This window comes from Caulobacter sp. CCNWLW153, assembly GCF_036889365.1.
In the GTDB taxonomy this organism is placed as follows: Bacteria; Pseudomonadota; Alphaproteobacteria; order Caulobacterales; family Caulobacteraceae; genus Caulobacter; species Caulobacter radicis.
Genome location: NZ_JBAKFV010000004.1, coordinates 1 through 21,530, shown reverse-complemented (window position 1 = coordinate 21,530; position 21,530 = coordinate 1). Strand labels below are relative to the sequence as shown.

Here is a 21,530-nt window from a genome sequence, read left to right as displayed (position 1 = left end):
ATGCGGCGGTTTTTCAGTTCGACGGCGCTCGGCGGGATCTCGGCGGGGGTCGCCCTGGCCGCCTTCGGCGGCTTCGCCCACGCCCAGGAAACGGTCGATGACGCCGTGGTGGGCGAGATCGTCGTCACCGCCCAGAAGCGCTCGCAGAACGTCCAGGACGTGCCGATGGCCGTGCAGGTGATCGGCGGCGACCAGCTGGAAGCCGCCGCCGTGCGCGAGTTCACCGACCTGACCAAGGTAGCCCCGTCGCTGATCGTGCGCCCGGCCGACAACCCGGTGAACGCCTCGGTGTCGATCCGCGGCGTGGGCACCTTCGCTTTTGGGGTGGGCGTCGAGCCCAGCGTCGCCGTGGTGGTCGACGACGTGCCGATCGCCTTCCAGGCCCGGGCCTTCGCCGACCTGGCCGACGTCGAGCGGATCGAGGTGCTGCGCGGCCCGCAGAGCACGCTGTACGGCAAGTCGGCCTCGGCCGGCCTGATCAACATCGTCACCCCGGGCCCGACCCGCGAGCTGACCGGCAAGGTCAGCGCCCTGGCCACCACCGACGACGAGGTCGGCCTGGGCGCCATGATCTCGGGCCCGATCACCGACACCCTGCGGTTCCGCTCGTCGAACAGCTACACCAGCTTCGAGGGCAATATCGACAACCTCTACAACGGCGAGAAGGTCAACGGTCGCGAGACCTTCGCCACCCGCAACAAGCTGGTCTGGGACCCGACCGACAAGTTCAGCGCCACCCTGGCGGTCGACTACCTGAAGGGCGACACCACGGCGGGCCGGCCGTTCATCGCCCTGTCGCCCGACGCCCGCCTGCGCGGCAACGCCGCCTGGACGCCGGCCGTGTTCGCGCCGGGCGTGACCGTGGGGCCCAACAACGCCTCGGTGGTCAACAACGTCACCACCGGCTCGGACTACGAGGACTTCGCCCAGTCGCTGAAGCTGACCTACGACCTGGGTTTCGCGACCCTGATCTCGGTCACCGCCAACGACCGCTACAAGATGCTGGACGCCTTCGACCAGGACGAGACGGCGCTGAGCGTCAACAACTACGCCAAGGGCCTGTTCTCGGCCGACCAGTTCAGCCAGGAGATCCGCCTGGTCTCGGATGGCTCCAGCCGCCTGCGCTACACCCTGGGCGCCTTCCACGCCGACGTGAACTATCGCCGCTACTTCTTCCGCGGTCCGGCCTTCTCGCAGGCCAACTGGGACGCGACCTCCGGCTCGAACGAGAACTCGGTGTTCGGCCAGCTGGAATATGACGTGGTCGAGGGCACGACCCTGATCGGCGGCCTGCGCCTGGGCCGCGAGAAGATCGGCTACACCTTCCGCGACCTGCGCGGCGGGCCGGCCGCGGCCTGGGCCGATGGCTCCAGCGACGACTACGCCACCTATCGGGTGGGCGTGCAGCACAAGCTGGCCGACGACGTGATGGTGTTCGCCACCTTCGCCACCGGCCACAAGGGCCAGAGCTACGACCTGACCACCGGCTTCAACCAGGCCCGCGCCGACCTTGGTCCCGTGCGTCCGGAAAGCTCGGAGGACATCCAGGTGGGCGTGCGCTCGCGGTTCCTGGATCGCCGCGTGACCCTGAACGCCACGCTGTTCAACACCGAGTACGAGGACTTCCAGGCCCAGGGCGCCGAACTGCTGCCCGATGGCACCCAGAACTTCCGCCTGACCAATGTGGGCGCGATCCGCACGCGCGGGATCGAACTGGAAAGCACGGCCCGCCTGGTCGACGGCCTGACCCTGTCGGGCTCGGTCGCCTATCTGGACGCCGAGATCACCCAGTTTGCCGGCGCCCAGTGCTGGCCCGGCCAGACGGCCGCCCAGGGCTGCACCGGCTCGCCCGCCCGCCAGAACCTGGCCGGCGAGCGTCCGCCGCAGGCCCCGAAGTGGAAGCTGAGCGCCGGCGCCGAGTATGTGCGTCCGCTGGCCGGCGACCTGGAGGGCGTGGCCAACGTGGCCGCCAACTACCAGAGCAGCGTCAACTACTCGCTGAGCCAGGATCCGCTGACCGTCCAGAAGGGCTATGCGGTGGTCAACCTGTCGGTGGGCGTGCGCGACAAGGCGCGCGGCTACCAGGTGACGGCCTTCGTCAACAACCTGTTCGACGAGGGCTACTACACCAACCTGGTCAACAACTACGGCGCCTACGGCAACCAGCTGGCGGTGCAGGCCTTCCTGCCGCGCGACTTCAAGCGCTACGGCGGGGTGCGGGCGTCGATGACGTTCTGATGGGGCGGGGCGGGTCAGGCGGCGAGCGCCTCACCCGCCTCCCAGCCGGATCCTGACGCCGCCGTTGGCCACGAAGCCGTCGGTCGGCGCCCAGGCGTCGACCGTCCATTCGCCGGCCGAACCACGCCGTGGCAGAACCAGGGGGTCATACTTGGTCTGGCGCACGTTCAGCAGGTTTTCCAGATTGAGGAACAGGCGGACCTTCTCGTTCAAGACCACCTCGCCCAGAACGCCCACCTCCAGATAGGCCTTGCCCCTGGCGCGATAGGGGTTTTCCTCCAGATCCTGGCGACCGGTGTAGTAGGCCTCGATCCCGAGCCGGCCCTTGTCTTCCTTTTCCCACATGCCCACGACGCCGGCGGTGTGGCGCGGCGTGTTCGGCACGGTGCGGCGTCCTGAGGTGGGTGCGGGCTCGCTGGCGTCGACGTAGACATAGCTGCCGGTGACCGTGAAGTCGCCGACACGATAGCGCAGCAGGGCTTCCAGGCCGGCCGTCCGGGTCGCGCCGGACGCATTGACCAGCTCGACCCGCCGCGCGCCGCCGATCGTGGCCGGATCCAGGTCGCGCAGTTGCACGGCGTTCTCTATCCGCGATCCGAACAGGGTGAGGTTGGCCTCCAGCGGCCCGGCGGCGTAGCCCGCTTCAAGCGATGCGGTGTCGGCGGTTTCGGCCCTGAGGCCCTTGAGCGGTTGCAGGCGTGAAAGGCCGGCCGCCTCGATCTCCTCCACGAACGGCGTCGGGGCGTAGAAGCCGCGACCGACAGACCCCCGCACCGTCCACCGGCCTGGACGATAGAGCAGCGAGACCCGGGGGCTGAGGTGCGAGCCGTATTCGCTGTGATGGTCCCAACGGGCGCTGCCCGCGAGCGTCAGGTCGTCCGCAAGCTTGTGCTCGACCTGTGCGAAGACGGCTGGCGTCGTGAAGGTGTAGTCGAAGGCGGAAAAGGCCTTGCTGCGATAGTCGTCGCTCTGCACCGCGGCGCCGATCAGCCAGGCGATTGCGCCGTCCGAACCGGCGGCCAGCGAGGCCTCGGCGAACAGGGTGCGGTGGCGATCGTTCTCGATGCTGTCGCCGAAGCGATGCCCGTGCTTCTGGTTCACGGCCGAAGCGCGCAGGTGCACGACGCCCACGCCGTCGATCGGCGTCTGGGAGGTGAAGCCGGCGTCCAGGCGGCGACTGTTCTGGTTCTGGGCGAACGGGCGGCCGTCGGGCGTGGTCCGGCCGGCGGCCGTACCGCCCTGGCGATCCTCGCCCATCGCACCCAGGGTGAAGTAGGCGCTGCCGCCGTTCTGGCCCTGCCAGAACAGCCTGGGCCGAAGGGTCCAGCGCTCGTAGCCGGGGGTGTCGATCCAGCCATCGCCGTCCAGATCCTTCCAGGATTGGCGGTGCAGGCCGCCCATGACGGACGCGCTCCAGGCCTCCGAAACGGGTGTGGCGGCGTAGGTCGTGACGTCCTGACCGTCGCGGCTGGTGGCGTTCAGCAGGATTTCGGCCAGCGGGTCGGCTTCGGGCCGGCGCGAGATCAGGTTGATCACCCCGCCCAGGGCCGAGGGGCCATAGAGCGCCGAGGCCGCGCCTTTGATGACCTCGACCTGCCCCAGGTCCGACGGCGGGATCTGCAGGACGCCCAGGGCCTGTCCGCCGTAGAGCGGCAGGCCGTCGGCGAGAAGCTGGGTGTAGCGGCCGCGCATGCCCTGCATGCGGATGCTGGCGGCGCCGAGGGCAGGGGACGTGACCTGAACCCGCACCCCGCCGGTTTCGGCGACCATCATGGCGATGTTGCCGGGGGTCATCAGGACCTTTTCCTCGACCTCCTCCTGGTTGATCACCTCGACCCGGATGGCCTCGTCCTGCACGCGGCGGCCCGAGCGCGTGGACTGGACGATCACCTCCTCGACCTCGGTGTCGTCGGGAGCGGTCTCCTGCGCCTGGACGCTCGAGGCGAAGGCGGCGCAGGCGAGGGCGCCGCCAATGGCGGCGAGCGGGCGGCGAGGGAACTGGCGAGTCGTCATGGCCGCAGGCTGCACCCTGTAGTCGCTACAGGGTCAAGAGCCGGACAGGCCGTCTCAGGTGTAGCGGTCGCGGGTGGCGGCGATGCGGGCGCGGGCCTCTTCCATCTCCTGCACCTCGGTGGCCGCCAGCAGCGAGTTGAGCACGCGGGTGAGGTGGCGGCGCATGGCGTCGCGGGCGTCCTCGGGCGAGCGGGCGCGCAGGGCCGAGACGATGGCGGCGTGCTCGTCGATGCGCGGGATGACGCCGGCGGCGTGGGCCTTTTCGCCCATCAGCTTGGTCTGGGGCGAGCGCTCGCGGGCCTCCCACAGAAGCTCGACGGCGGCGATCATGGCGCTGTTCTGGGTGGAGGCGGCGATCAGCATGTGGAAGCGCTTGTCGGCGTCTTCCGAACGATCGACGTCGCGGGCGTTCTCGGCCTGCATCTCGGCCACCAGGGCGTCGAGCTGGTCGAGTTCCTCGTTGGTGATGCGCTTGGCGGCCATGGCGCAGGCCTCGGCCTCGATGGCGCGGCGGGCTTCCAGGAGTTCGAACGGGCCGATGTCGGTGGCGCCGGCCTGGCCCTCGTTGGGGGTCTGGGCCTTCACATAGACGCCCGAGCCTAGGCGCACCTCGACCATCCCGTCCAGTTCCAGGGCGATGATCGCCTCGCGGATGGTCGGGCGCGAGACCGAATAGGTCTGGGCGAGGTCGCGTTCGGACGGCAGGCGCTGGCCGACGGCGTAGCGGGCCTCGGCGATCTGGCCGGCCAGATCCTTGGCGACGCGTTCGTACAGACGGTTCTCGCCCTTGGCGGACATGCGGGGACTTCCTAAAATTGGTCTGACCAATATGGACAAGCCAGTTGTCGATAGTTATGGGTCTTCCAACTGGAAGACCACGGGAATCTCGACGTGCATACTAGCCAAACCGAGGCGTTCAAGGCAGCCGGCCTGCCGCCGATGCGAATTACCGGCGCCCGCGTGATCGTCACCTCGCCCGGGCGCAACTTCGTCACCCTGAAGATCGAGACCGACCAGGGCGTCTACGGCATCGGCGACGCCACCCTGAACGGCCGCGAAAAGTCGGTCGTCGCCTATCTGGAAGACCACGTCATTCCGGTGCTGATCGGCCGCGACGCGCGCCGCATCGAGGACATCTGGCAGTTCCTCTATCGCGGGGCCTACTGGCGTCGCGGCCCGGTGACGATGCGCGCCATCGCCGCCGTCGACGTGGCGCTGTGGGACATCAAGGCCAAGGCGCTGGGCGCGCCGCTGTACGACCTGCTGGGCGGGCGTTCGCGCGACGGCGTGCTGGTCTACGGCCACGCCAACGGCAGCGACCTGGAAGACACCGTCGAGGCCGTCGGGCGCTATATCGACGCCGGCTACAAGGCCGTGCGCGCCCAGTCGGGCGTGCCGGGCCTGGACCTGGCCTACGGCGTGGGCCGCGGCGACATGTACTACGAGCCGGCCGACGCCACCCTGCCGACCGAGACCACCTGGGACACCCGCAAGTACCTGCGCTACCTGCCCACCCTGTTCGAGGCGCTGCGCAAGGAGCACGGCTTCGACGTCGCCCTGCTGCACGACGGCCACCACCGGATGACCCCGCGCGAGGCGGCCCAGCTGGGCAAGAGCCTGGAGCCCTACGACCTCTTCTGGCTGGAGGATTCCACGCCGGCCGAGAACCAGGAAGCCTTCCGCCTGATCCGCCAGCACACCACCACGCCGCTGGCCGTGGGCGAGGTGTTCAACACGATCTGGGACGCCAAGGACCTGATCCAGGAACAGCTGATCGACTACATCCGCACGACCATCGTCGGGGCCGGCGGCCTGACCCACCTGCGCCGCATCGCCGACTTCGCCTCGCTGTGGTCGGTGCGCACGGGCTGCCATGGGGCCACCGACCTGTCGCCGGTCACCATGGGGGCGGCGCTACACTTCGACACCTGGGTGCCCAACTTCGGCATCCAGGAATACATGCGCCATTCCGAAGAGACCGACGCGGTGTTCCCGCACGACTACCGGTTCGACAAGGGCATGCTGTACGTGGGCGACACGCCGGGCCACGGCGTCGACATCGACGAGGCCCTGGCGGCCAAGTACCCCTACGAGCCGCGCCAGCTGCCCGTCGCCCGCCTGGAAGACGGGACGATGTGGAACTGGTAGGCGGGCTTACATGACGAGGCCGCCCTCGCATCGGCGATGGGCGGCCCCAAAACAGCAGAGGCGGAACGTCTGAAACGTTCCGCCTCTTTTTTCTTCGAGCTTGCCCGAAGGCCGTTCCTGTCAGGATCAGCCGTTGACGGCGTCCTTCAGTTGCTTGGCCGGCGTGAAGCCGACCTTCTTGCTGGCGGCGATCTCGATCGTGGCGCCGGTGGCCGGGTTGCGGCCGGTGCGGGCCGGCTTGTCCTGGACCTTGAACTTGCCGAAGCCCGGGATCGAGACTTCTTCGCCCTTCACGGCGGCGTCAGCGATGGCCTTGAAGACGCCGTCGACGATGGCCTTGGCCTGGGTCTTGGTCAGCTTGTCGTCGCTGGCGACCAGAGCTTCGGCGATATCGGCGGTGTTCATGGAGTAACTCCTTATAGAATCGGGAGAACCAGACTGACTGGTGAGATCGGCCTTGTCACGCGCCGCCATGTGACGTCAAGCGTCCGCCGCAACCGGTGGAAGGCCGAAAAAGTGCTGATCCGCCTGGTTGCACCGGCCTTGTGGCGCGGATGTGGCCTGGATCCGGTACGGGCGCGAGTGGTTGAGGGCAGTTTACTCAGACAATAATGCGGTTTTTGGATATTGCATGTGCACGCATATCCAGACCGTCCCGTGATTGACGATGATGGCCTTCAAATATACTCAGACAAAAGGTCGGCAGCTCGCGAGGCTGCTCCAGACGCCGCTCGAGACGGCGACGAGGGAAGAAGCAGCATGACGTCGAGCAAGCCTCACCGCGTGTTCCTGGCCGGCCTGGCGGCGTTCATGCTGATGGGAAGCGGCGCGCCGGGGCTGGCCGCCGAGCCCTCGCCCCATACCTGGACCGCCGACAACGGCGACGGGACGTTCACCAATCCGCTATTCTACGACGAGTTCTCCGACCCCGACATGATCCGGGTGGGCGAGGACTACTACCTGACCGGCACCACCATGCACGCGATGCCGGGCCTGCCGATCCTGCGCTCGCGAGACCTGGTGAACTGGCGGTTCGTCGGCTACGCGGCCGACAGGCTGGACCTTGGCCCGAACTTCCGGCTGGAGGGCGGCGACGTCTACGGCCAGGGCTTCTGGGCGCCGAGCTTCCGCCATCACGACAGCGTCTTCCACATCTTCAGCAACGTCAATCGCGAGGCCACCTTCCACTTCACGGCCAAGGACCCGGCCGGCCCGTGGACGCGCACGCGGATGAAGCGCGGTTTCCATGACCTGTCGGTGCTGTTCGACGACGATGGCAAGGTCTACGTGGTCTGGGGCTATCGCGGCATCCGCATGGCGCAGCTGAACGCCGACCTGACCGACATCGTGCCGGGCACCGAGCGCGAAATCATCGCGCCCGGGCAGGGCATGGGCGAGGGGCTGCACTTCACCAAGGTCGGCGGCAAGTACTGGATCACCAGCGCCTGGTTCGACGGCATGATGCGCCTGCCGGTGGCGCGCGCCGACCGGCCGGAGGGGCCGTACGAGGTCAATCGCGAGATCAGCGTCGGCGAGGACTTCGGCCTGGCCGAGGGCAACCGGCTGGAGGCGCCCAAGCCGCCGTTCACGATCATCCCGCCCGATCCCCGGCCGCGCGGCCGCACCGCCCTGCACCAGGGCGGCTACGTCCAGACGCCTGGCGGCGCGTGGTGGGGCTATTCGATGATGGACTACAATTCGGTGGGGCGGCTGACGGCCCTGTCGCCGGTGACCTGGAAGGACGGCTGGCCCTATTTCGGCCTGCCGGGGAACCTGGGCCGCAACCCGCGCACCTGGGTCAAGCCGGAGACGGGCGTGAAGGACGCGCCGCAAGCGCCGTACGAGCGCGGCGACGACTTTTCGGGGGCCAAGCTCAAGCCGATCTGGCAGTGGAACCACGCGCCCGTCGACGCCCGCTGGTCGCTGTCCGAGCGGCCGGGCTTCCTGCGGCTGAAGACCCTGCCGGCCGCCGATTTCTGGACGGCGCGCAACACCCTGACCCAGCGCTCGATCGGCCCCGTGTCGCGGCCGCGAACGCTGCTGGACGCGTCGGGACTGGCCGAGGGCGACGTGGCGGGCCTGGCCCTCTTGAACCTGCCCCATGCCTGGATCGGCGTGCGCAAGGTCGCCGGCGGGCTGGAGATCGAGCAGCGCGACCAGCGCACGGGGCAAAGCGCCAAGGCCAAGGTCGCCGGCGCGCGGATCTGGTTGCAGGCCGACGCCGACTTCATGGCCGAGACGGCGCGGTTCTCCTATTCGACCGACGGCAAGGCGTTCACGTCGCTGGGCGAGCCGATGACGATGGTGTTCCAGCTGCGCACCTTCCAGGGCGTGCGCTACGGCCTGTTCGCCTACAACGAGGCCGGCCGCGAGGGCGGGGTCGCCGACTTTGACGCCTTCGAGGTGTTCGAGCCGCATCCGCGTGGCCTGCGCCGGCCGATCCCCGACGGCCGCAAGGTGACGCTGTCGGCGCTGGGCCAGGAGAAGGCGGTGACCGTCGAGAAGCGGCCGCTGGGGCGGGCCTTGCTGCGCGGGCCGGAAGGCTACCTGACCGTCGCCGCCGACGGGGCCGTCAGCCTGGTCAAGGCTCGCGACGACAAGGCCCAGGCCTTCCAGTGGATCGAGACCCCGACGGGGGAGCTGGCCCTGATGTCGCTGGTCACCAACCGCTTCCTGCGGGTGTCGCCGGCCGGCGTCTGGACGGCCGACAGCCCGGGGCCGCAATCCGACGGCAAGGACGGGGCGCGGTTCGTGTGGCGGTAGGGGGGCCAGCATCGGTGGCGAAAACCTCGTCCTTCGATAAGCTCAGGATGAGGTTTTCCGGCGAACGGGCTTGCCAATGGTCCTCATCCTGAGCCTGTCGAAGGACGAGGACCACGCTGGGCGATTGACGACCTAAGCCGCGTCCAGCGCCGCCCGCTCCAGCACGTCGATGCGATCGGCCAGCCCCGGCGCAGGCCAGTCCAGCGCCGCCAGGGCAAGGTCGATGACGGGCGGACGAGGCGGCGGGGCCGCCTCGATCACGGCTTCCAGAAGTTCCGCCATCGCTATTCCGCCGCCAGCTGGCCGGGCGCGCGGGTCCAGCGGTTTTCGGGAATGGGCAGGCCCAGGTGCCCGCGCAGGGTGTCGTGCTCGTACTCGGTGCGGAACAGGCCGCGGGCCTGCAGGATAGGCACGACCTCCTCGCGGAACAGGGCGAAGTCGCGCGGGCGCGTCACCCGCAGGATGAAGCCGTCGGCGGCGCGGCCTTCGAACCAGCGCTGGATCTCGTTGGCGATGGTCTGGGGCGAGCCGACGAAGTCGCTGCGCCAGGTTCCGAACCGCTCGGCCGCCTGGCGCAGGGTGAGGTTCTGTTCCCGCGAAATCCGCACGATGCGCTCGGCGTGGCCCTTGTAGCTGTTGAGGCTGAGGCCCGAGACGTCGGGGAACGGCCCGTCCAGCGGGTACTGCTTGAAGTCGTGATAGCCGAAGGCGCGGCCAAGCTGGGTCAGCAGCTTGTCGATGCCGACGGCGCCGCGCTGGGCTTCGGCCAGGGCGCGGGCCTCCTCGTCGGTGTCGGCGATGACGGGCGACAGGCCCGGCAGCACGCTGATGTGGTCGGGATCGCGGCCTTGCGCGACCGCCCGGGCCTTGAGGTCGGCATAGTATTCCTGGGCGTCCTCGAAGCCGTCGACGCCGGCGAACACGCCCTCGGCGATGCGGGCGCCCAGATCGCGGCCCGCGCCGCTGACCCCGGCCTGGAAGATCACCGGCTGGCCCTGGCTGGAGCGGCTCAGCGCCAGCGGCCCGGCCACCTGGAAGTGCGCGCCCTTGTGGTTCAGGGCGTGCTGCTTGTCCTTGTCGAGGAAGACGCCGGCGGCCTTGTCGCGCGGGAAGGCGTCGTCCTCGTAGCTGTCCCACAGGCCCTGGACGACGTCGACGAACTCGCCGGCCCGGTCGTAGCGCACGGCGTGGTCGAAGTGGGCGTCGCGGCCGTAGTTGCGGGCGGCGCCTTCGAGGCCCGTGGTGACCACGTTCCAGCCCGCGCGGCCCTTGCTGATGTGGTCCAGCGAGCCGAACTGGCGGGCCACGTTGTAGGGCTCCCAGTACGAGGTGGTCAGGGTGCCGACGAGGCCGATCTTCGAGGTCGAGACCGCCAGGGCCGAGAGCAGGGTCAGCGGTTCCAGCCGGTTGAGGAAGTGCGGCGCGGTGTCGGGCGTGATGAACGGGCTGTCGACGATGAAGACGAGGTCGAACTTGGCCGCCTCGGCCAGGCGGGCGTTGTCGATGTACCAGCCGATGTCGATGCTGGCGTCGCCGGCGAGGTCTGGGTCGCGCCAGCTGGTGTGATCGGCGCCGACGCCTTCGAGGATGGCGCCAAGTTTCAGTTGGCGTTTCGCGGCCGTGGTCATGTTCGCCTCCGTGTCTTGGCCGCAGGCTTGCGACCGGGGAGGGCGGGCGACAAATCAGGTGTTCTCAAGAGGCCTATTGGCGGCGTTCAACACCCTGCTTTCGCTGGAGTTTTCGAACGCCGCCGTCTGCTCGGCTGCAAGGCCGATCAGAATTACTGGGCCGGAAAGTCGGTCGAGACGCTCAAGTCCCGCCAGCGTTCCAGCTGCGCCAGCCGCCGCTGGTCGGTGTCACGGATGATGGCGACGGCGTCGCTGCCCAGCGCGAGGCGCAGCGGCGGCTCGTCCATGGCGGCGACGGCGAGGAGCGCCTGGGCGGCGCGGGCCGGGTCGCCCGGCTGGGTTCCGTCATAGGCCGCCTGGCGCCGGGCCGTGGCCCCGACCACGGCGTCGTACGCGCTCTGGCCGGCGCTGAGCGTCGTCGAGGCGCCGGCGAAGTCGGTGCGGAAGCCGCCGGGCTCGACGATGGTCACCTTGACGCCGACCAGGGCCATCTCGAGCGCCAGGGACTCCGAAAAGCCCTCCACGCCCCATTTGGCGGCCGAGTAGGGCGCGCGGCCCGGCGCGCCGATCCGTCCGCCGACTGACGACAGCTGGATCACGTGGCCGGATCCCTGTTCCCGCAGCAGCGGGATCGCCGCCTTGGTGACGATGATCGTGCCGAAGAGGATGGTCTCGATCTGCCGGCGGAAGTCGTCGAGCGAGGTGTCCTCCACCGAGCCGACATCGCCGTAGCCGGCGTTGTTGACCACCACGTCGAGCCGGCCGAAGGCGGAGACCGCCAGGGCCACGGCGCGCTCGGCCGCGACCGGATCGGAGACGTCGAGGGCCGCCAGCCGCACGGCGTCGCCGTGGCGTGCTGCGAGGTCTTCGAGGGCGCGGGGATCGCGGGCCGTGGCCACCAGGCGGCCGCCAGCGGCCAGCACGGCTTGCGCCAGCGCCCGTCCGAGGCCGCGGGAGGCCCCGGTGATCAGCCATGTCTTGCGCATGGGTGTTTTCCTTTCCGCCGGGGTCACTGAGCCTTGGCCGCGGTCTCGATCAGCGCCGAGACCGCGTGCGGGTGCGAGATCATCACCACGTGCGAGGCTCCGGGCACGGTCACCACCTGCTTGGCATGCGCGCGGTCGGCCATGAACGCCATGGCGGCCGGCGGGATGTTGCGGTCGCCGCCGCCCCAGACCCACCATGACGGGATGGTCTTCCAGGCGGCCGAGACGGCCTTCTCGCCGCCGGCGGCGTCGGTCAGCGGGCGCTGGGCGATCGCCATCAGCCGGGCCTTGGCCAGCGGCACGTCGGCGGCGAACTGGGCGGGGAACTTGTCCTGCTGGATATAGAGGTCGTGGCCGCCGCCGGGCAGGTCGACCGGCTTGTCGAGGGCGGCGGGCAGGGTGGAGCCGGGGAACTTGCCGGCCAGCTCGAAGGTGCTCTCGCCGACCTCCGGGGCGAAGGCGGCGACATAGACGAGCGCCTTGACGTTGGCCGCGCCGTCGGCGGCGGCCGAGATCACCGTGCCGCCGTAGGAGTGGCCGACCAGTACGACCGGGCCGGGGATCGAGTTGATCACCGTGCGCACGGCGGCGGCGTCATTGGCCGCGCCGCGCAGCGGGTTGGCGGCCGAGACCACGGGATAGCCGTCGCGGCGGAGGTCGGCGACCACGCCGTCCCAGCTGCTGGAGTCGGCGAAGGCGCCGTGCACCAGGACGACCGTCGGCTTGGCGGCGGGCGGCGCGGCGGCCTGGGCGGCGGCCAGGCCGGTCAGGGCGAAGGCGAACGAAAGGACGAGGGCTTTCTTGGACATGGAGGCTTTCCTTTAAGGCGTGCGGAAGGGTTCGGCCGTGGGCCGTTCGGGGTTTCAGGTCTGGGGACGATGTGCGGGCTAGCCGAAGGTGAAGGCGTAGGCGCGGACGCCGGGATCCAGGAACGTGATCTCGAAGCCGCGGTCGGCCACGGGGCGAGACTGGCGGACGAGCTGATACATGCGGGGGCGGTCGATCACGCCGGTTCCGTCGGCCGCCACGTCCCAGCCGTGGTCGGGACCCGGCGGTTGTCCGTCGAGGCGCACGCGGTAGCGCAACGGCCGGCCGGGCTGGTCGGGCGCGAGCACCATGTGCAGGTCGCGGGCGTGGAAGCGGCTGGCGATCGCGGCGCCGGGCGCGAGGCTGGTGGTGAATTCCTCGCCGGCCCGCCACTCGCCGGCCAGGCCCCAGCGGTTGAGGTCGAGGGCGCCGGGCAGGCGATAGGCCTTGGCGACGTCCTGGCGCAGGCCGCCGGGCGAGGCGAAGGCGTCGGCCTTTCCCCAGCCGATATAGCTTTCGGGCGAGCCCAGTTCGGCGAAGTCGGGCGCGGCTTCGGGCCCCATGGCCTTGATCGGCGACAGGCCTTCGGCGATCGCCGGACCCGGGACCTGCGCCAGCAGGGCCTGGATGCGCCGTTCGTGGCGGTCGTAGTCGCCTTCGCCCGCCGCATGGCCGCGCACCTTGCCGTCGGCGCCGACGAAGTAGAAGGCCGGCCAGGCGTTGTTGCCGTAGGCCCGCCAGATCCGCCAGTCGCTGTCGAGCACCACCGGGAACGGGACGTCCAGGTCGGAAAGGGCCTGGCGCACGTTGGCGACGTCCTTCTCGAAGGCGAATTCGGGCGTGTGGACGCCGATCACGACGAGCCCGCGATCACGATATCGGGCGTGCCAGGCGCGCAGATAGGGCAGAACCCGCAGGCTGTTGATGCAGGAATAGGTCCAGAAGGCGACCAGCACGACCTTGCCGGCCAGCGCCTTGGGCGTCGGCGCTGGGCCGTTCAGCCACTGCGGCGACAGGGAAAGGGCGTCCAGCGCCGACGAGGACCCGGAGGCCCAGGCCAGAGCCTTGCGGGCCGGCGGCAGGCCGATGGCGGCGGCGACCGACAGTGGCGCGAGGCCGAGGGGCGCGAGGCCGACGGCCGCGCCCTTCAGCCAGTCGCGGCGGGAGAGATGTTCGGATCGGGTCACGGCGACCGCTCCTTTGGATCGAGGCTTCAGGCCGCCCAGCGGGCGACGTCCAGGATGGCGCGGGCGAAGTCGCGCGGCGCTTCCTGGGGCAGGTTGTGGCCGACGCCGCCGCCCACATCGCGGTGCTCGTAGCGGCCCTTGAACTTGCCGGCGTAGGCGGCCGGCGGCGGGTGCGGGGCGGCGTTGCCGTCGCCTTCCATGGTGATGGTCGGCACGGTGATGGCGGGGCCTTGGGCGAGCTTGGCCTCCAGCGCGTCGAAGCGGGCCTCGCCCTGCGCCAGGCCCAGCCGCCAGCGGTAGTTGTGGATGGTGATGGCCACGTGGTCGGGATTGGCCAGCGAGGCAGCCGAGCGGGCGAAGGTCGCGTCGTCGAACGCCCACTTGGGCGAGGCGGTCTTCCAGATCAGCCGGGCGAAGGCGTCGCGGTTCTGGGCGTAGCCCTTCGCGCCGCGCTCGGTGGCGAAGTAGAACTGGTACCACCAGGAGAGCTCGGCCTCGGGCGGCAGGGGGGCGGCGTTGGCCGCCTGGCTGCCGATCAGGTAGCCGCTGACGCTGACCAGGGCCGAGCAGCGCTGCGGCCACAGGGCCGCGACGATGCAGGCCGTGCGCGCGCCCCAGTCGAAGCCGCCGATCACGGCCTTGTCGATGTTCAGCGCGTCCATCAGGGCGATGACGTCGACGGCGAGGGCGGCCTGCTGGCCGTTGCGCGGGGCGTCGTCGGAGGTGAAGCGCGTGGTTCCGTAGCCGCGCAGGTGCGGGACGATCACCCGCTTGCCGGCGGCGGCCAGGATCGGGGCGACCTCGGCGAAGGCGTGGATGTCGTAGGGCCAGCCGTGCAGCAGGATCACCGGGGGGCCGTCGGCCGGACCGGCCTCGGCGTAGCCGATTACCAGGTCGGGGGTCGTGACCTGGCGCAGGGTCCAGGCGGGCGCGGGGGCGGCGGCCGTGGCGGCGACGGCGCGGGAGGCCAGGCCCGCGGCGCCGGCGATGGCGACGGCTTGCAGCAGGCGGCGGCGGGGAAGGTCGAACTTCGAGGTCATGGGGCGTGCCTAGTGCTGGTGGCCGGCGGGGGCGGCCGGAACGACGAAGCGGATCGTGGCGCTGTCGAGCGGGCGATGATTGGCGTCGGCGAGCGTGATTTGAACGCTGTGCGACCCGGGCGTCAGGCCGACCAGGATGATCGGCTCGCCGCTGGCGTCGGCCCAGTGCCAGGGGGCGTCGTCGACGGTGACGTGGACGTGGCCGATGCGGGGCGTGACGGCCAGGGCGGCGGGGCCGAACACCGGCTCGATGCGCAGGTTCTCGGCCCGGTACTGGATGAACACCCGGCCTTGGGCCAGCGGGCCGGGCAGGGGCGGGTCGACGACCAGGCGCGCGGGCGGCTGGGGCGTGGTCAGCGGGACGACGCCGGCCGGGCCGAGCACCTCGCCGGCGGTGAGGTTCGGCAGGCTCTGGGCGAGGGCGGGGCCGGCCAGCAGGGCGGCGGCCAGGGCGAGGAGGAAGGGCTTACGCATGGCGAACCTCGCCGGCGCGGGCCACGGCGTCCTGGGCGAAGGCGGCGATCGCGCAGGCCGCGCCGCCGATGACGGCGGCCGAGCCCAGCACCGCCAGGGTCGAGGCCGAGGGGGCCAGGCCCGAATAGAAGAAGCTGGTCAGGCCCAGGAAGTAGGCCAGCGGATTGTTGATCGGCGCGACCTCGCGCAGCGACAGCACGACGATGACGACGCCGATCACGGCGAGCGGCGTGGCCAGCAGGCCGAGGGCGGGCGTCATGGCCCCGATCAACAGGGCGGTTCCTGCGCCCAGCGCCAGGCCCAGCAGGTGCGAGACGGTGTTGGCCAGGCCGCCGCGCAGGTCGTCGCCCGCCAGGTTGAAGGCGGCCCAGCCCAGGAACATGGCCGGCGGCGGGAGCATGACCGAGGTCACGCCCAGGGTGGCGATCCCCGCGACGGCGGCGACGCTGAGCGAGACGGCGTGGAACTGCGCGGACTTCGGCGTGGCGAAGGCGGAGAGGGCGGGCAAGGCGGGCAAGGCGGGCATGGGGACGTTTCCTTGGGTTCGGGGAGGGCGGATGGAGGCGCCGCATCCCGCAGCGCCTCGGGTCTTCCGGCTCAGATCAGGCGGGTCAGATCAGGTTCAGGGTCACGCCGATGTTGCCGCGCGTGGCCTTGGAGTAGGGGCAGGTCTGGTGGGCGGCCTCGACCAGGGCGCGGGCGACGTCGGCGGGCAGGCCCGGCAGGCTGACGTTCAGGCGGGCCTGCAGCTGGTAGCCTTCGCCCGACTTGCCCAGGTCGACCTCGGCGTCGACGGCGACGTCGGCCGGCAGGGCCAGCCCTTGCGCGCGGGCGGCCAGGCCCATGGCGCCGATGAAGCAGGCCGACCAGCCGGCGGCGAACAACTGCTCGGGGTTCGTGCCCGGGCCGGCGGCGCCGGGGGGCGACAGGCGGACGTCCAGTTTGCCGTCGTCGCTGCGGGCCGCGCCGTCGCGGCCGCCGGTGACGTGGGTGCGACCGGTGTAGAGGACGGTGTCGATGGTGGTTTCGGAGGCGGTGGTCATGTCGATCTCTTTTTCAATCGGATCCGATGTAATCGGTACCGATTTCATAGATCGAAGTTTCGCATATCGTCAACCTTCCGATTTGATCGGATCCGATTTATATTTGTCCCGAACCGCCGCGAACCACCCGCGGCCCCGTAAAACGCAAGGCTACGACGCAAGGCTCCTATGACGACCTCCGCCCCGCCCGCCAAAGCTCCCAGGCTCGCCGATTTCCTGTGCTTCGCCGTCTATTCGGCCAATCTCGCCTATGGCCGCGCCTACAAGCCGATCCTCGACGAACTGGGCGTGACCTACACCCAGTGGATCATCATCGTGGCGCTGTGGGAGGAGGACGGCCAGAGCGTGAAGAGCCTGGGCGACAAGCTCTTCCTGGAGAGCAACACCCTGACCCCTATCCTCAAGAAGCTGGAGAGCCTGGGCTTCCTGCAGCGCCGTCGCGACCCGTCCGACGAGCGCCAGGTGATCATCAGCCTGACGCAGGCCGGTCGCGACCTGCGCGAGAAGGGCGGCCAGAAGACCCTGGTCAAGGCCACGGGCCTGGAGCCCGACGAGTTCCGCCAGGTGCAGAAGACCATCACCCGCGTGCGCGACAACCTGATCGCCCACGTCGCCAACGACGCTTGAGTGGAGACGCTCCCCCTGAAGGGGGAGCTGTCGCGGAGCGACTGAGGGGAAGCGGACTGTGAGGCAGCGGCAGCTTTGAAGTCCGAAGCTAATTCCCCCTCCGGCCCTTCGGGCCACCTCCCCCTTCAGGGGGGATCTTGGCGCTTGCCCCCACGTTGCGGGCGTCGGTGAAGCTTGGTATCGGTTGAAACGTTCGTTTGAAATCGTGAGCCGCGCATGTTCCGCTTCACCACCGCCGACGGCCTGTCGATCGCCTGCCATGAGTGGGGCGAGGACGCCGCGCGGCCGCCGGTGGTGCTGCATCACGGCTTTTCGGCCAGCGGTCCGATAAACTGGAAGGCGCCGGGCATCGTCGACGCGCTGCTCGCGGCCGGTCGCCGGGTGATCGCCGTCGACGCCCGTGGCCATGGCGCCTCGGACAAGCCGCATGATCCGTCCTTCTACGGCGAGGCGCGGATGGCGGGCGACCTCTCCGAACTGATCGACCATCTGGAGGTCCCGGCCATCGACCTGGCCGGCTATTCCATGGGCGCGATCGTCAGCCTGATCTGCGCCAGCCAGGAGCCGCGCGTGCGCCGCCTCGTGACCGGCGGAGTGGGCGAGGGCGTGGTGGCGACCGGCGGCGTCGACACCCGCCACGTGCCCAGCGACGCCATCGTCCAGGCGCTGCTGGTCGAGGACGTCTCGATGATCGAGCACCCGGCCGCCGCGCCGTTCCGACTTTTCGCCGACGCCATCGGCGCCGACCGCAAGGCCCTGGCCGCCCAGGCCAGCGTCGTCCACGCCAAGCCGATCCCGCTGGATCGCATCACGGCCCCGACCCTGGTCATCGCTGGCGACGACGATCCGCTGGCCGTGCATCCCGAGCGGCTGGCCGCGGCGATCCCGGGGGCGCGGTCGCTGCTGGTCAGCGGCGACCATCGCTCGGCGGTGGCCGCGCCGGCCTTCGCGCAGGCGATCGTCGAGTTCCTGGCCGGCTAAGCCTTGCCCGGCCGATAGCGGTCGATCTCGATGCCGTGGCGGCGCAGCTTGTCGTAGAAGGTCTTGCGGGGCGTCTGCAGCAACGCCATCGCCGTGCGGGCGTCGCCGCCGCAGGCCGCCAGGGTCTCGCGGATGACCATCGCCTCGTAGCGGCCGGTGCGGTCGGCCAGGCTTTCGGTGGCGGCTGGCGTCGCGCCGTCCTCGCCGACCAGCGCCGAGGGCAGGCCCAGGGCCACGCGCTCGGCGTAGTGCGCCAGCTCCCGCACGTTGCCCGGCCAGTCGTGGCCCAGCAGATGGTCGCGGATCGTCGCTGTCAGGCGCGGGGCGGGACGTCGCAGCCGCGCGGCGGCCTCGGCCAGGAAGTGGCCGAACAGCGCCGGCACGTCCTCGCGGCGCTCGCGCAGGGGCGGCACCACCAGGGTGACCACGTTGAGACGGTAGTAGAGGTCGGCGCGGAAGGCGCCGTCGCGCACGGCCTCGGCCAGGTCGACCTTGCTGGCGGCGATGATCCGCAGGTCAAGGTGGCGGGGCTCGGCCGCGCCGACCGGCCAGATCTCGCGCTCTTCGACCACCCGCAGGAGCTTGGCCTGCATCGACGGCGACAGGCCCTCGATCTCGTCGAGGAACAGCACGCCGCGATCGGCGCGTTCGATGCGGCCGGTGCTGGGCCGGGCTGAACCACCGGCCGCGCCGAACAGTTCGGTCTCGAACACCGCCTCGGGCAGGGCGGCGCAGTTGACGGTGACCATCGGCCGGCTCCGCCGCACCCCGCCGCGATGCAGGGCGTGGGCTACCAGGCCCTTGCCGGCCCCGGTCTCGCCCTGGATCAGCACGTCGACCTCGGCCTCGGCCAGCTGGGCGATGGTGGCGCGCAGCCTTTGCATCACCGGAGTGTCGCCCAGCAGCGGCGAGCCGCCGCCGGCCTGGGCGGCGGCCTCGAGGCGGCGGTTGTCGAGCACCAGGCTCCGCTTCTCCAAGGCCCGCGCCAGGGCGGCGGTCAGGCGCTCCATCGGGAAGGGCTTGGAGACGAAGTCGTAGGCGCCGTCCTGCAGCGCCGCCACGGCCATGGCCACGTCGCCGTGGCCGGTGATCAGCAGCACGGGGATGTCGGGATCGATCGCCCGCACGCGCTCGAACAGCGCCAGGCCGTCCATGCCCGGCATGCGCACGTCGGTGACCACGGCGCCGTCGAAGTCGCGGGTCAGGGTCTTCAGCGCCGCCGGCGCGTTGTCGAAGGCCGCCACCTCGAAGCCGCGCAGCTCCAGCCCCTGGGTCACCGCGCCGCGCAGGGCGTCGTCGTCGTCGACGAGCAGGATCTTGCCGGCGGGGGAACTCATGGAACGGCCTTGCGCAGGGTCAGGGTGAAGGTCGCGCCGGCGCCGGGCGCCGAGGCGGCCGTCAGTTCGCCGCCGAAGCCGGCAGCGATGTCGTGGGCGATCACCAGGCCAAGGCCCAGGCCCCGGGGCTTGGTGGTCAGGAACGGCGTGAACAGGGCGCGCTCGACCTCGGGCGCGAGGCCTGGCCCATTGTCGGCGACGGCGATCCGCACGGCGTCGTCGGTCTCGCTGACGGTCAGGGTCACGGCGCCGTCGGGCCGCTCCTCCACCGCCTCGAAGGCGTTCTGCAGCAAGTTGACCAGCACCTGCTCCAGCCGGACCCGTTCGCCCAGCACGGCCAGGCCGGGAGCCTCGCCCTTGCGCACCAGCCGGGCCTGCTGCCGGCGCGAGCGGCTGGCGGTCAGCAGCACCGAGCCGTCGATGACCTCGCTGACCAGGGTCGGCTCGACCCGGCCGTCGGCCTTGCGCGAGAAGGCGCGAAGCTCGTCGGTGATGCGGCCGATGCGCTCGGTCATCGACGCGATGGCGGTGAGGTTCTCGCCGGCCGCCTCGGCGCGGCCGCGGGCGATCAGCAGCAGGCCGTTGTCGGCGTTGGCGCGGATGGCGGCGACCGGCTGGTTGATCTCGTGGGCCACGCCGGCGGCGATCTGGCCCAGCGACGCCAGCTTGTTGGCCTGCACCAGGTCGGCCTGCAGCGAGCGCAGCCGGGTCTCGGCGTGCTGGCGTTCGTCGACCTCGTGCGAGAGGGCGCGGTTGGCCTGGGTCAGCTCATGGGTGCGCGCCTCGACGCGGCGCTCCAGCTCCAGCCGGGTCTCGCGGTCGCGCAGGGCGGCCAGGTGGACGCGTCGGCGGCGCACCCACAGCCACAGCAGGGCCGCGCTCAGCAGGGTCCAGACCAGGGCCGTGATCCAGCGCGCGGCGTCGGCGGTCTGGTCGGCGGGGGCGGCGGGGCTGAGCAGATGCAGGGTCCAGCCGGGGGCGACGTCGGGCAGGCGGGTCTCGATCTGGCGGTCGGCCGGGACGATGTCGGTGCGGGCGACGCCGTCGCCGCGCCGGGCGCGCAGGGGCAGGGGATCGAAGGTCGCCTCGCCGAACTGGCCCTGGGTCCGCAGCGCCTGGCGGGCGGCCGGCGACAGCGGCGCGCGGGTGTGGAAGCGCCATTGCGGCTCGCTGGTGATCAGCGCCAGGCCCTGGCCGTCGACGACGAAGGCAGGCTCGCCGATCGCGCGCCAGGCGGCCTCGACGGCGTCGAACTCCAGCTTGACCACCACGACGCCCAGCGGCCCGGCGGGTCCGTCGACGCGGCGGGCCAGGTAGAGGCCGGGCTTGCGGCTGACCGTGCCCAGGGCGAACTGCTCGGCGTAGCCGCTGCGCAGGGCCTGCGCGAAATAGGGCCGGAAGCCGTAGTTCGAGCCGAGGAAGCTGGTCGGCTGGCGCCAGTTGCTGGCCGCGGCGGTGTAGCCGTTGGCGGCCACGACATAGATCACCGCCGCGCGGGTCTGGGCGCCCAGCTGTTCCAGCTTGCGCGACAGGGCCTGCAGCCGGCGGGGGTCGCGGGTGGCCAGGGCCGTCTCCAGGTCGGCGTCGTCGGCCAGCACCAGGGGCAGGGCGCGCTGCTTGTCGAGTTCGCTGCGCAGCACCGCCGCGTGCAGGGCCGCCGAGGCGCTGGCGCGGCCGCGCAGGGCGGTCATGGCGCGGTCGTGCGCCAGGCTTCCCACGGCCATGACGAGGACGGCGCCGATCAGCACGGCGATCGCCGCGAACAGGGCCAGGCCCTGGCGCGAGATGCTGCGTTCGGGCGCGGGTCGCGTATCGACGGCGCTTGGATCTGGTTGTGTCATATTCCACACGAGTGCGGTTCTGCGTGGGTGAAATATGGCACGAAGAGCATGGTCATGACGAGGCGAAATCTTGAATTTCTCTCGAACATTCATGGGCTTGGTTCAGAAGTTCGAAAACGGCTCACGGCGGCGGTGAAATCCCGCACTCTTGAACCAAGCGCCCGACCTTCAAAGGACGCGCGAGGAAACGAGAGCCAGGAGCCGCCCGATGATCCCGCAGACGAACCCCGCCGGAGGCGCGCCGCCTCGCCAGGGGCCTTGGTACACGCACCTCTACGTCCAGGTGCTGGTCGCCATCGTGGCCGGGGCCCTGATCGGCCACTTCTGGCCCAAGTTCGGGGCCGACCTGAAGCCGCTGGGCGACGCCTTCATCAAGCTGGTGAAGATGGTCATCGCCCCGGTGATCTTCCTGACCGT

General features: G+C 70.5%; 20 protein-coding genes. 6 read left to right on the top strand and 14 right to left on the bottom strand.

Annotated features, from left to right (window positions below; genetic code table 11):
• The gene (locus V6S85_RS07775) at window positions 1–2,238 is read left to right on the top strand and encodes a TonB-dependent receptor (protein WP_334348577.1); all 2,238 of its coding nucleotides are present in this window, start codon (window positions 1–3) and stop codon (window positions 2,236–2,238) included.
• Window positions 2,239–2,268: 30 nt separating this feature from the next.
• Here V6S85_RS07775 and V6S85_RS07770 read toward each other — a convergent pair whose 3' ends face one another.
• Both V6S85_RS07770 and V6S85_RS07765 read right to left on the bottom strand, forming a co-directional pair.
• Complete coding sequence (locus V6S85_RS07770; protein ID WP_334348576.1) at window positions 2,269–4,251, bottom strand: TonB-dependent receptor plug domain-containing protein; 1,983 nt, start codon at window positions 4,249–4,251, stop codon at window positions 2,269–2,271.
• A gap of 54 nt (window positions 4,252–4,305) precedes the next feature.
• Entirely contained in the window at window positions 4,306–5,049 is a 744-nt protein-coding gene (locus V6S85_RS07765; protein ID WP_116565713.1) for a FadR/GntR family transcriptional regulator, read from the bottom strand.
• Between the two features lie 141 nt (window positions 5,050–5,190).
• On the opposite strand from V6S85_RS07765, the gene manD reads away from it, so the two are divergent.
• On the top strand, window positions 5,191–6,399 hold the full coding sequence (gene manD, locus V6S85_RS07760) for a D-mannonate dehydratase ManD (RefSeq protein WP_058346316.1): 1,209 nt from the start codon (window positions 5,191–5,193) through the stop codon (window positions 6,397–6,399).
• Between the two features lie 126 nt (window positions 6,400–6,525).
• Here manD and V6S85_RS07755 read toward each other — a convergent pair whose 3' ends face one another.
• A complete protein-coding gene (locus tag V6S85_RS07755; RefSeq protein WP_101715906.1) occupies window positions 6,526–6,804 on the bottom strand; it encodes an HU family DNA-binding protein in 279 nt (92 codons plus the stop codon).
• A 354-nt stretch (window positions 6,805–7,158) separates the two neighbouring features.
• On the opposite strand from V6S85_RS07755, the gene V6S85_RS07750 reads away from it, so the two are divergent.
• Entirely contained in the window at window positions 7,159–9,162 is a 2,004-nt protein-coding gene (locus V6S85_RS07750; RefSeq protein ID WP_334348575.1) for a glycoside hydrolase family 43 protein, read from the top strand.
• 132 nt (window positions 9,163–9,294) lie between these two features.
• Here the strand turns inward: V6S85_RS07750 and V6S85_RS07745 are convergent, their stop codons facing one another.
• From V6S85_RS07745 to V6S85_RS07705, 9 genes are all read right to left on the bottom strand, one after another.
• On the bottom strand, window positions 9,295–9,444 hold the full coding sequence (locus tag V6S85_RS07745) for a hypothetical protein (protein ID WP_165828734.1): 150 nt from the start codon (window positions 9,442–9,444) through the stop codon (window positions 9,295–9,297).
• A 2-nt stretch (window positions 9,445–9,446) separates the two neighbouring features.
• A complete protein-coding gene (locus V6S85_RS07740; RefSeq protein WP_116565711.1) occupies window positions 9,447–10,790 on the bottom strand; it encodes an LLM class flavin-dependent oxidoreductase in 1,344 nt (447 codons plus the stop codon).
• Window positions 10,791–10,942: 152 nt separating this feature from the next.
• Window positions 10,943–11,776 (bottom strand): oxidoreductase, encoded by an 834-nt coding sequence (locus tag V6S85_RS07735; RefSeq protein ID WP_334348574.1) that lies wholly within the window; start codon window positions 11,774–11,776, stop codon window positions 10,943–10,945.
• Window positions 11,777–11,799: 23 nt separating this feature from the next.
• A complete protein-coding gene (locus V6S85_RS07730; protein ID WP_334348573.1) occupies window positions 11,800–12,585 on the bottom strand; it encodes an alpha/beta fold hydrolase in 786 nt (261 codons plus the stop codon).
• Between the two features lie 78 nt (window positions 12,586–12,663).
• Window positions 12,664–13,770, bottom strand: a complete 1,107-nt coding sequence (locus tag V6S85_RS07725) for a redoxin domain-containing protein (RefSeq protein WP_334348572.1) — start codon at window positions 13,768–13,770, stop codon at window positions 12,664–12,666.
• Between the two features lie 26 nt (window positions 13,771–13,796).
• A complete protein-coding gene (locus tag V6S85_RS07720) occupies window positions 13,797–14,810 on the bottom strand; it encodes an alpha/beta fold hydrolase (protein ID WP_334348571.1) in 1,014 nt (337 codons plus the stop codon).
• A 9-nt stretch (window positions 14,811–14,819) separates the two neighbouring features.
• The gene (locus V6S85_RS07715; RefSeq protein WP_334348570.1) at window positions 14,820–15,284 is read right to left on the bottom strand and encodes a DUF6130 family protein; all 465 of its coding nucleotides are present in this window, start codon (window positions 15,282–15,284) and stop codon (window positions 14,820–14,822) included.
• A complete protein-coding gene (locus V6S85_RS07710) occupies window positions 15,277–15,810 on the bottom strand; it encodes a DUF1097 domain-containing protein (protein WP_334348569.1) in 534 nt (177 codons plus the stop codon). The genes V6S85_RS07715 and V6S85_RS07710 overlap by 8 nt, the downstream gene beginning before the upstream one ends.
• A gap of 85 nt (window positions 15,811–15,895) precedes the next feature.
• Window positions 15,896–16,327 carry an organic hydroperoxide resistance protein gene (locus V6S85_RS07705; RefSeq protein WP_334348568.1) on the bottom strand — a complete coding sequence of 144 codons (432 nt, stop codon included), beginning with the start codon at window positions 16,325–16,327 and terminating at the stop codon, window positions 15,896–15,898.
• 168 nt (window positions 16,328–16,495) lie between these two features.
• Here V6S85_RS07705 and V6S85_RS07700 point away from each other — a divergent pair, with 168 nt between their 5' ends.
• Complete coding sequence (locus tag V6S85_RS07700) at window positions 16,496–16,954, top strand: MarR family winged helix-turn-helix transcriptional regulator (protein WP_116565695.1); 459 nt, start codon at window positions 16,496–16,498, stop codon at window positions 16,952–16,954.
• Window positions 16,955–17,170: 216 nt separating this feature from the next.
• Entirely contained in the window at window positions 17,171–17,935 is a 765-nt protein-coding gene (locus V6S85_RS07695; protein ID WP_334348567.1) for an alpha/beta fold hydrolase, read from the top strand.
• Here the strand turns inward: V6S85_RS07695 and V6S85_RS07690 are convergent.
• The gene (locus V6S85_RS07690) at window positions 17,932–19,272 is read right to left on the bottom strand and encodes a sigma-54-dependent transcriptional regulator (RefSeq protein WP_334348566.1); all 1,341 of its coding nucleotides are present in this window, start codon (window positions 19,270–19,272) and stop codon (window positions 17,932–17,934) included. The genes V6S85_RS07695 and V6S85_RS07690 overlap by 4 nt on opposite strands.
• Window positions 19,269–21,113, bottom strand: coding sequence for an ATP-binding protein (locus V6S85_RS07685; protein ID WP_334348565.1), 1,845 nt, complete (start codon window positions 21,111–21,113; stop codon window positions 19,269–19,271). The genes V6S85_RS07690 and V6S85_RS07685 overlap by 4 nt, the downstream gene beginning before the upstream one ends.
• Before the next feature lie 208 nt (window positions 21,114–21,321).
• On the opposite strand from V6S85_RS07685, the gene V6S85_RS07680 reads away from it, so the two are divergent.
• A partial coding sequence (locus tag V6S85_RS07680) for a cation:dicarboxylate symporter family transporter (RefSeq protein ID WP_334348564.1) occupies window positions 21,322–21,530 on the top strand: 209 nt, incomplete at its 3' end.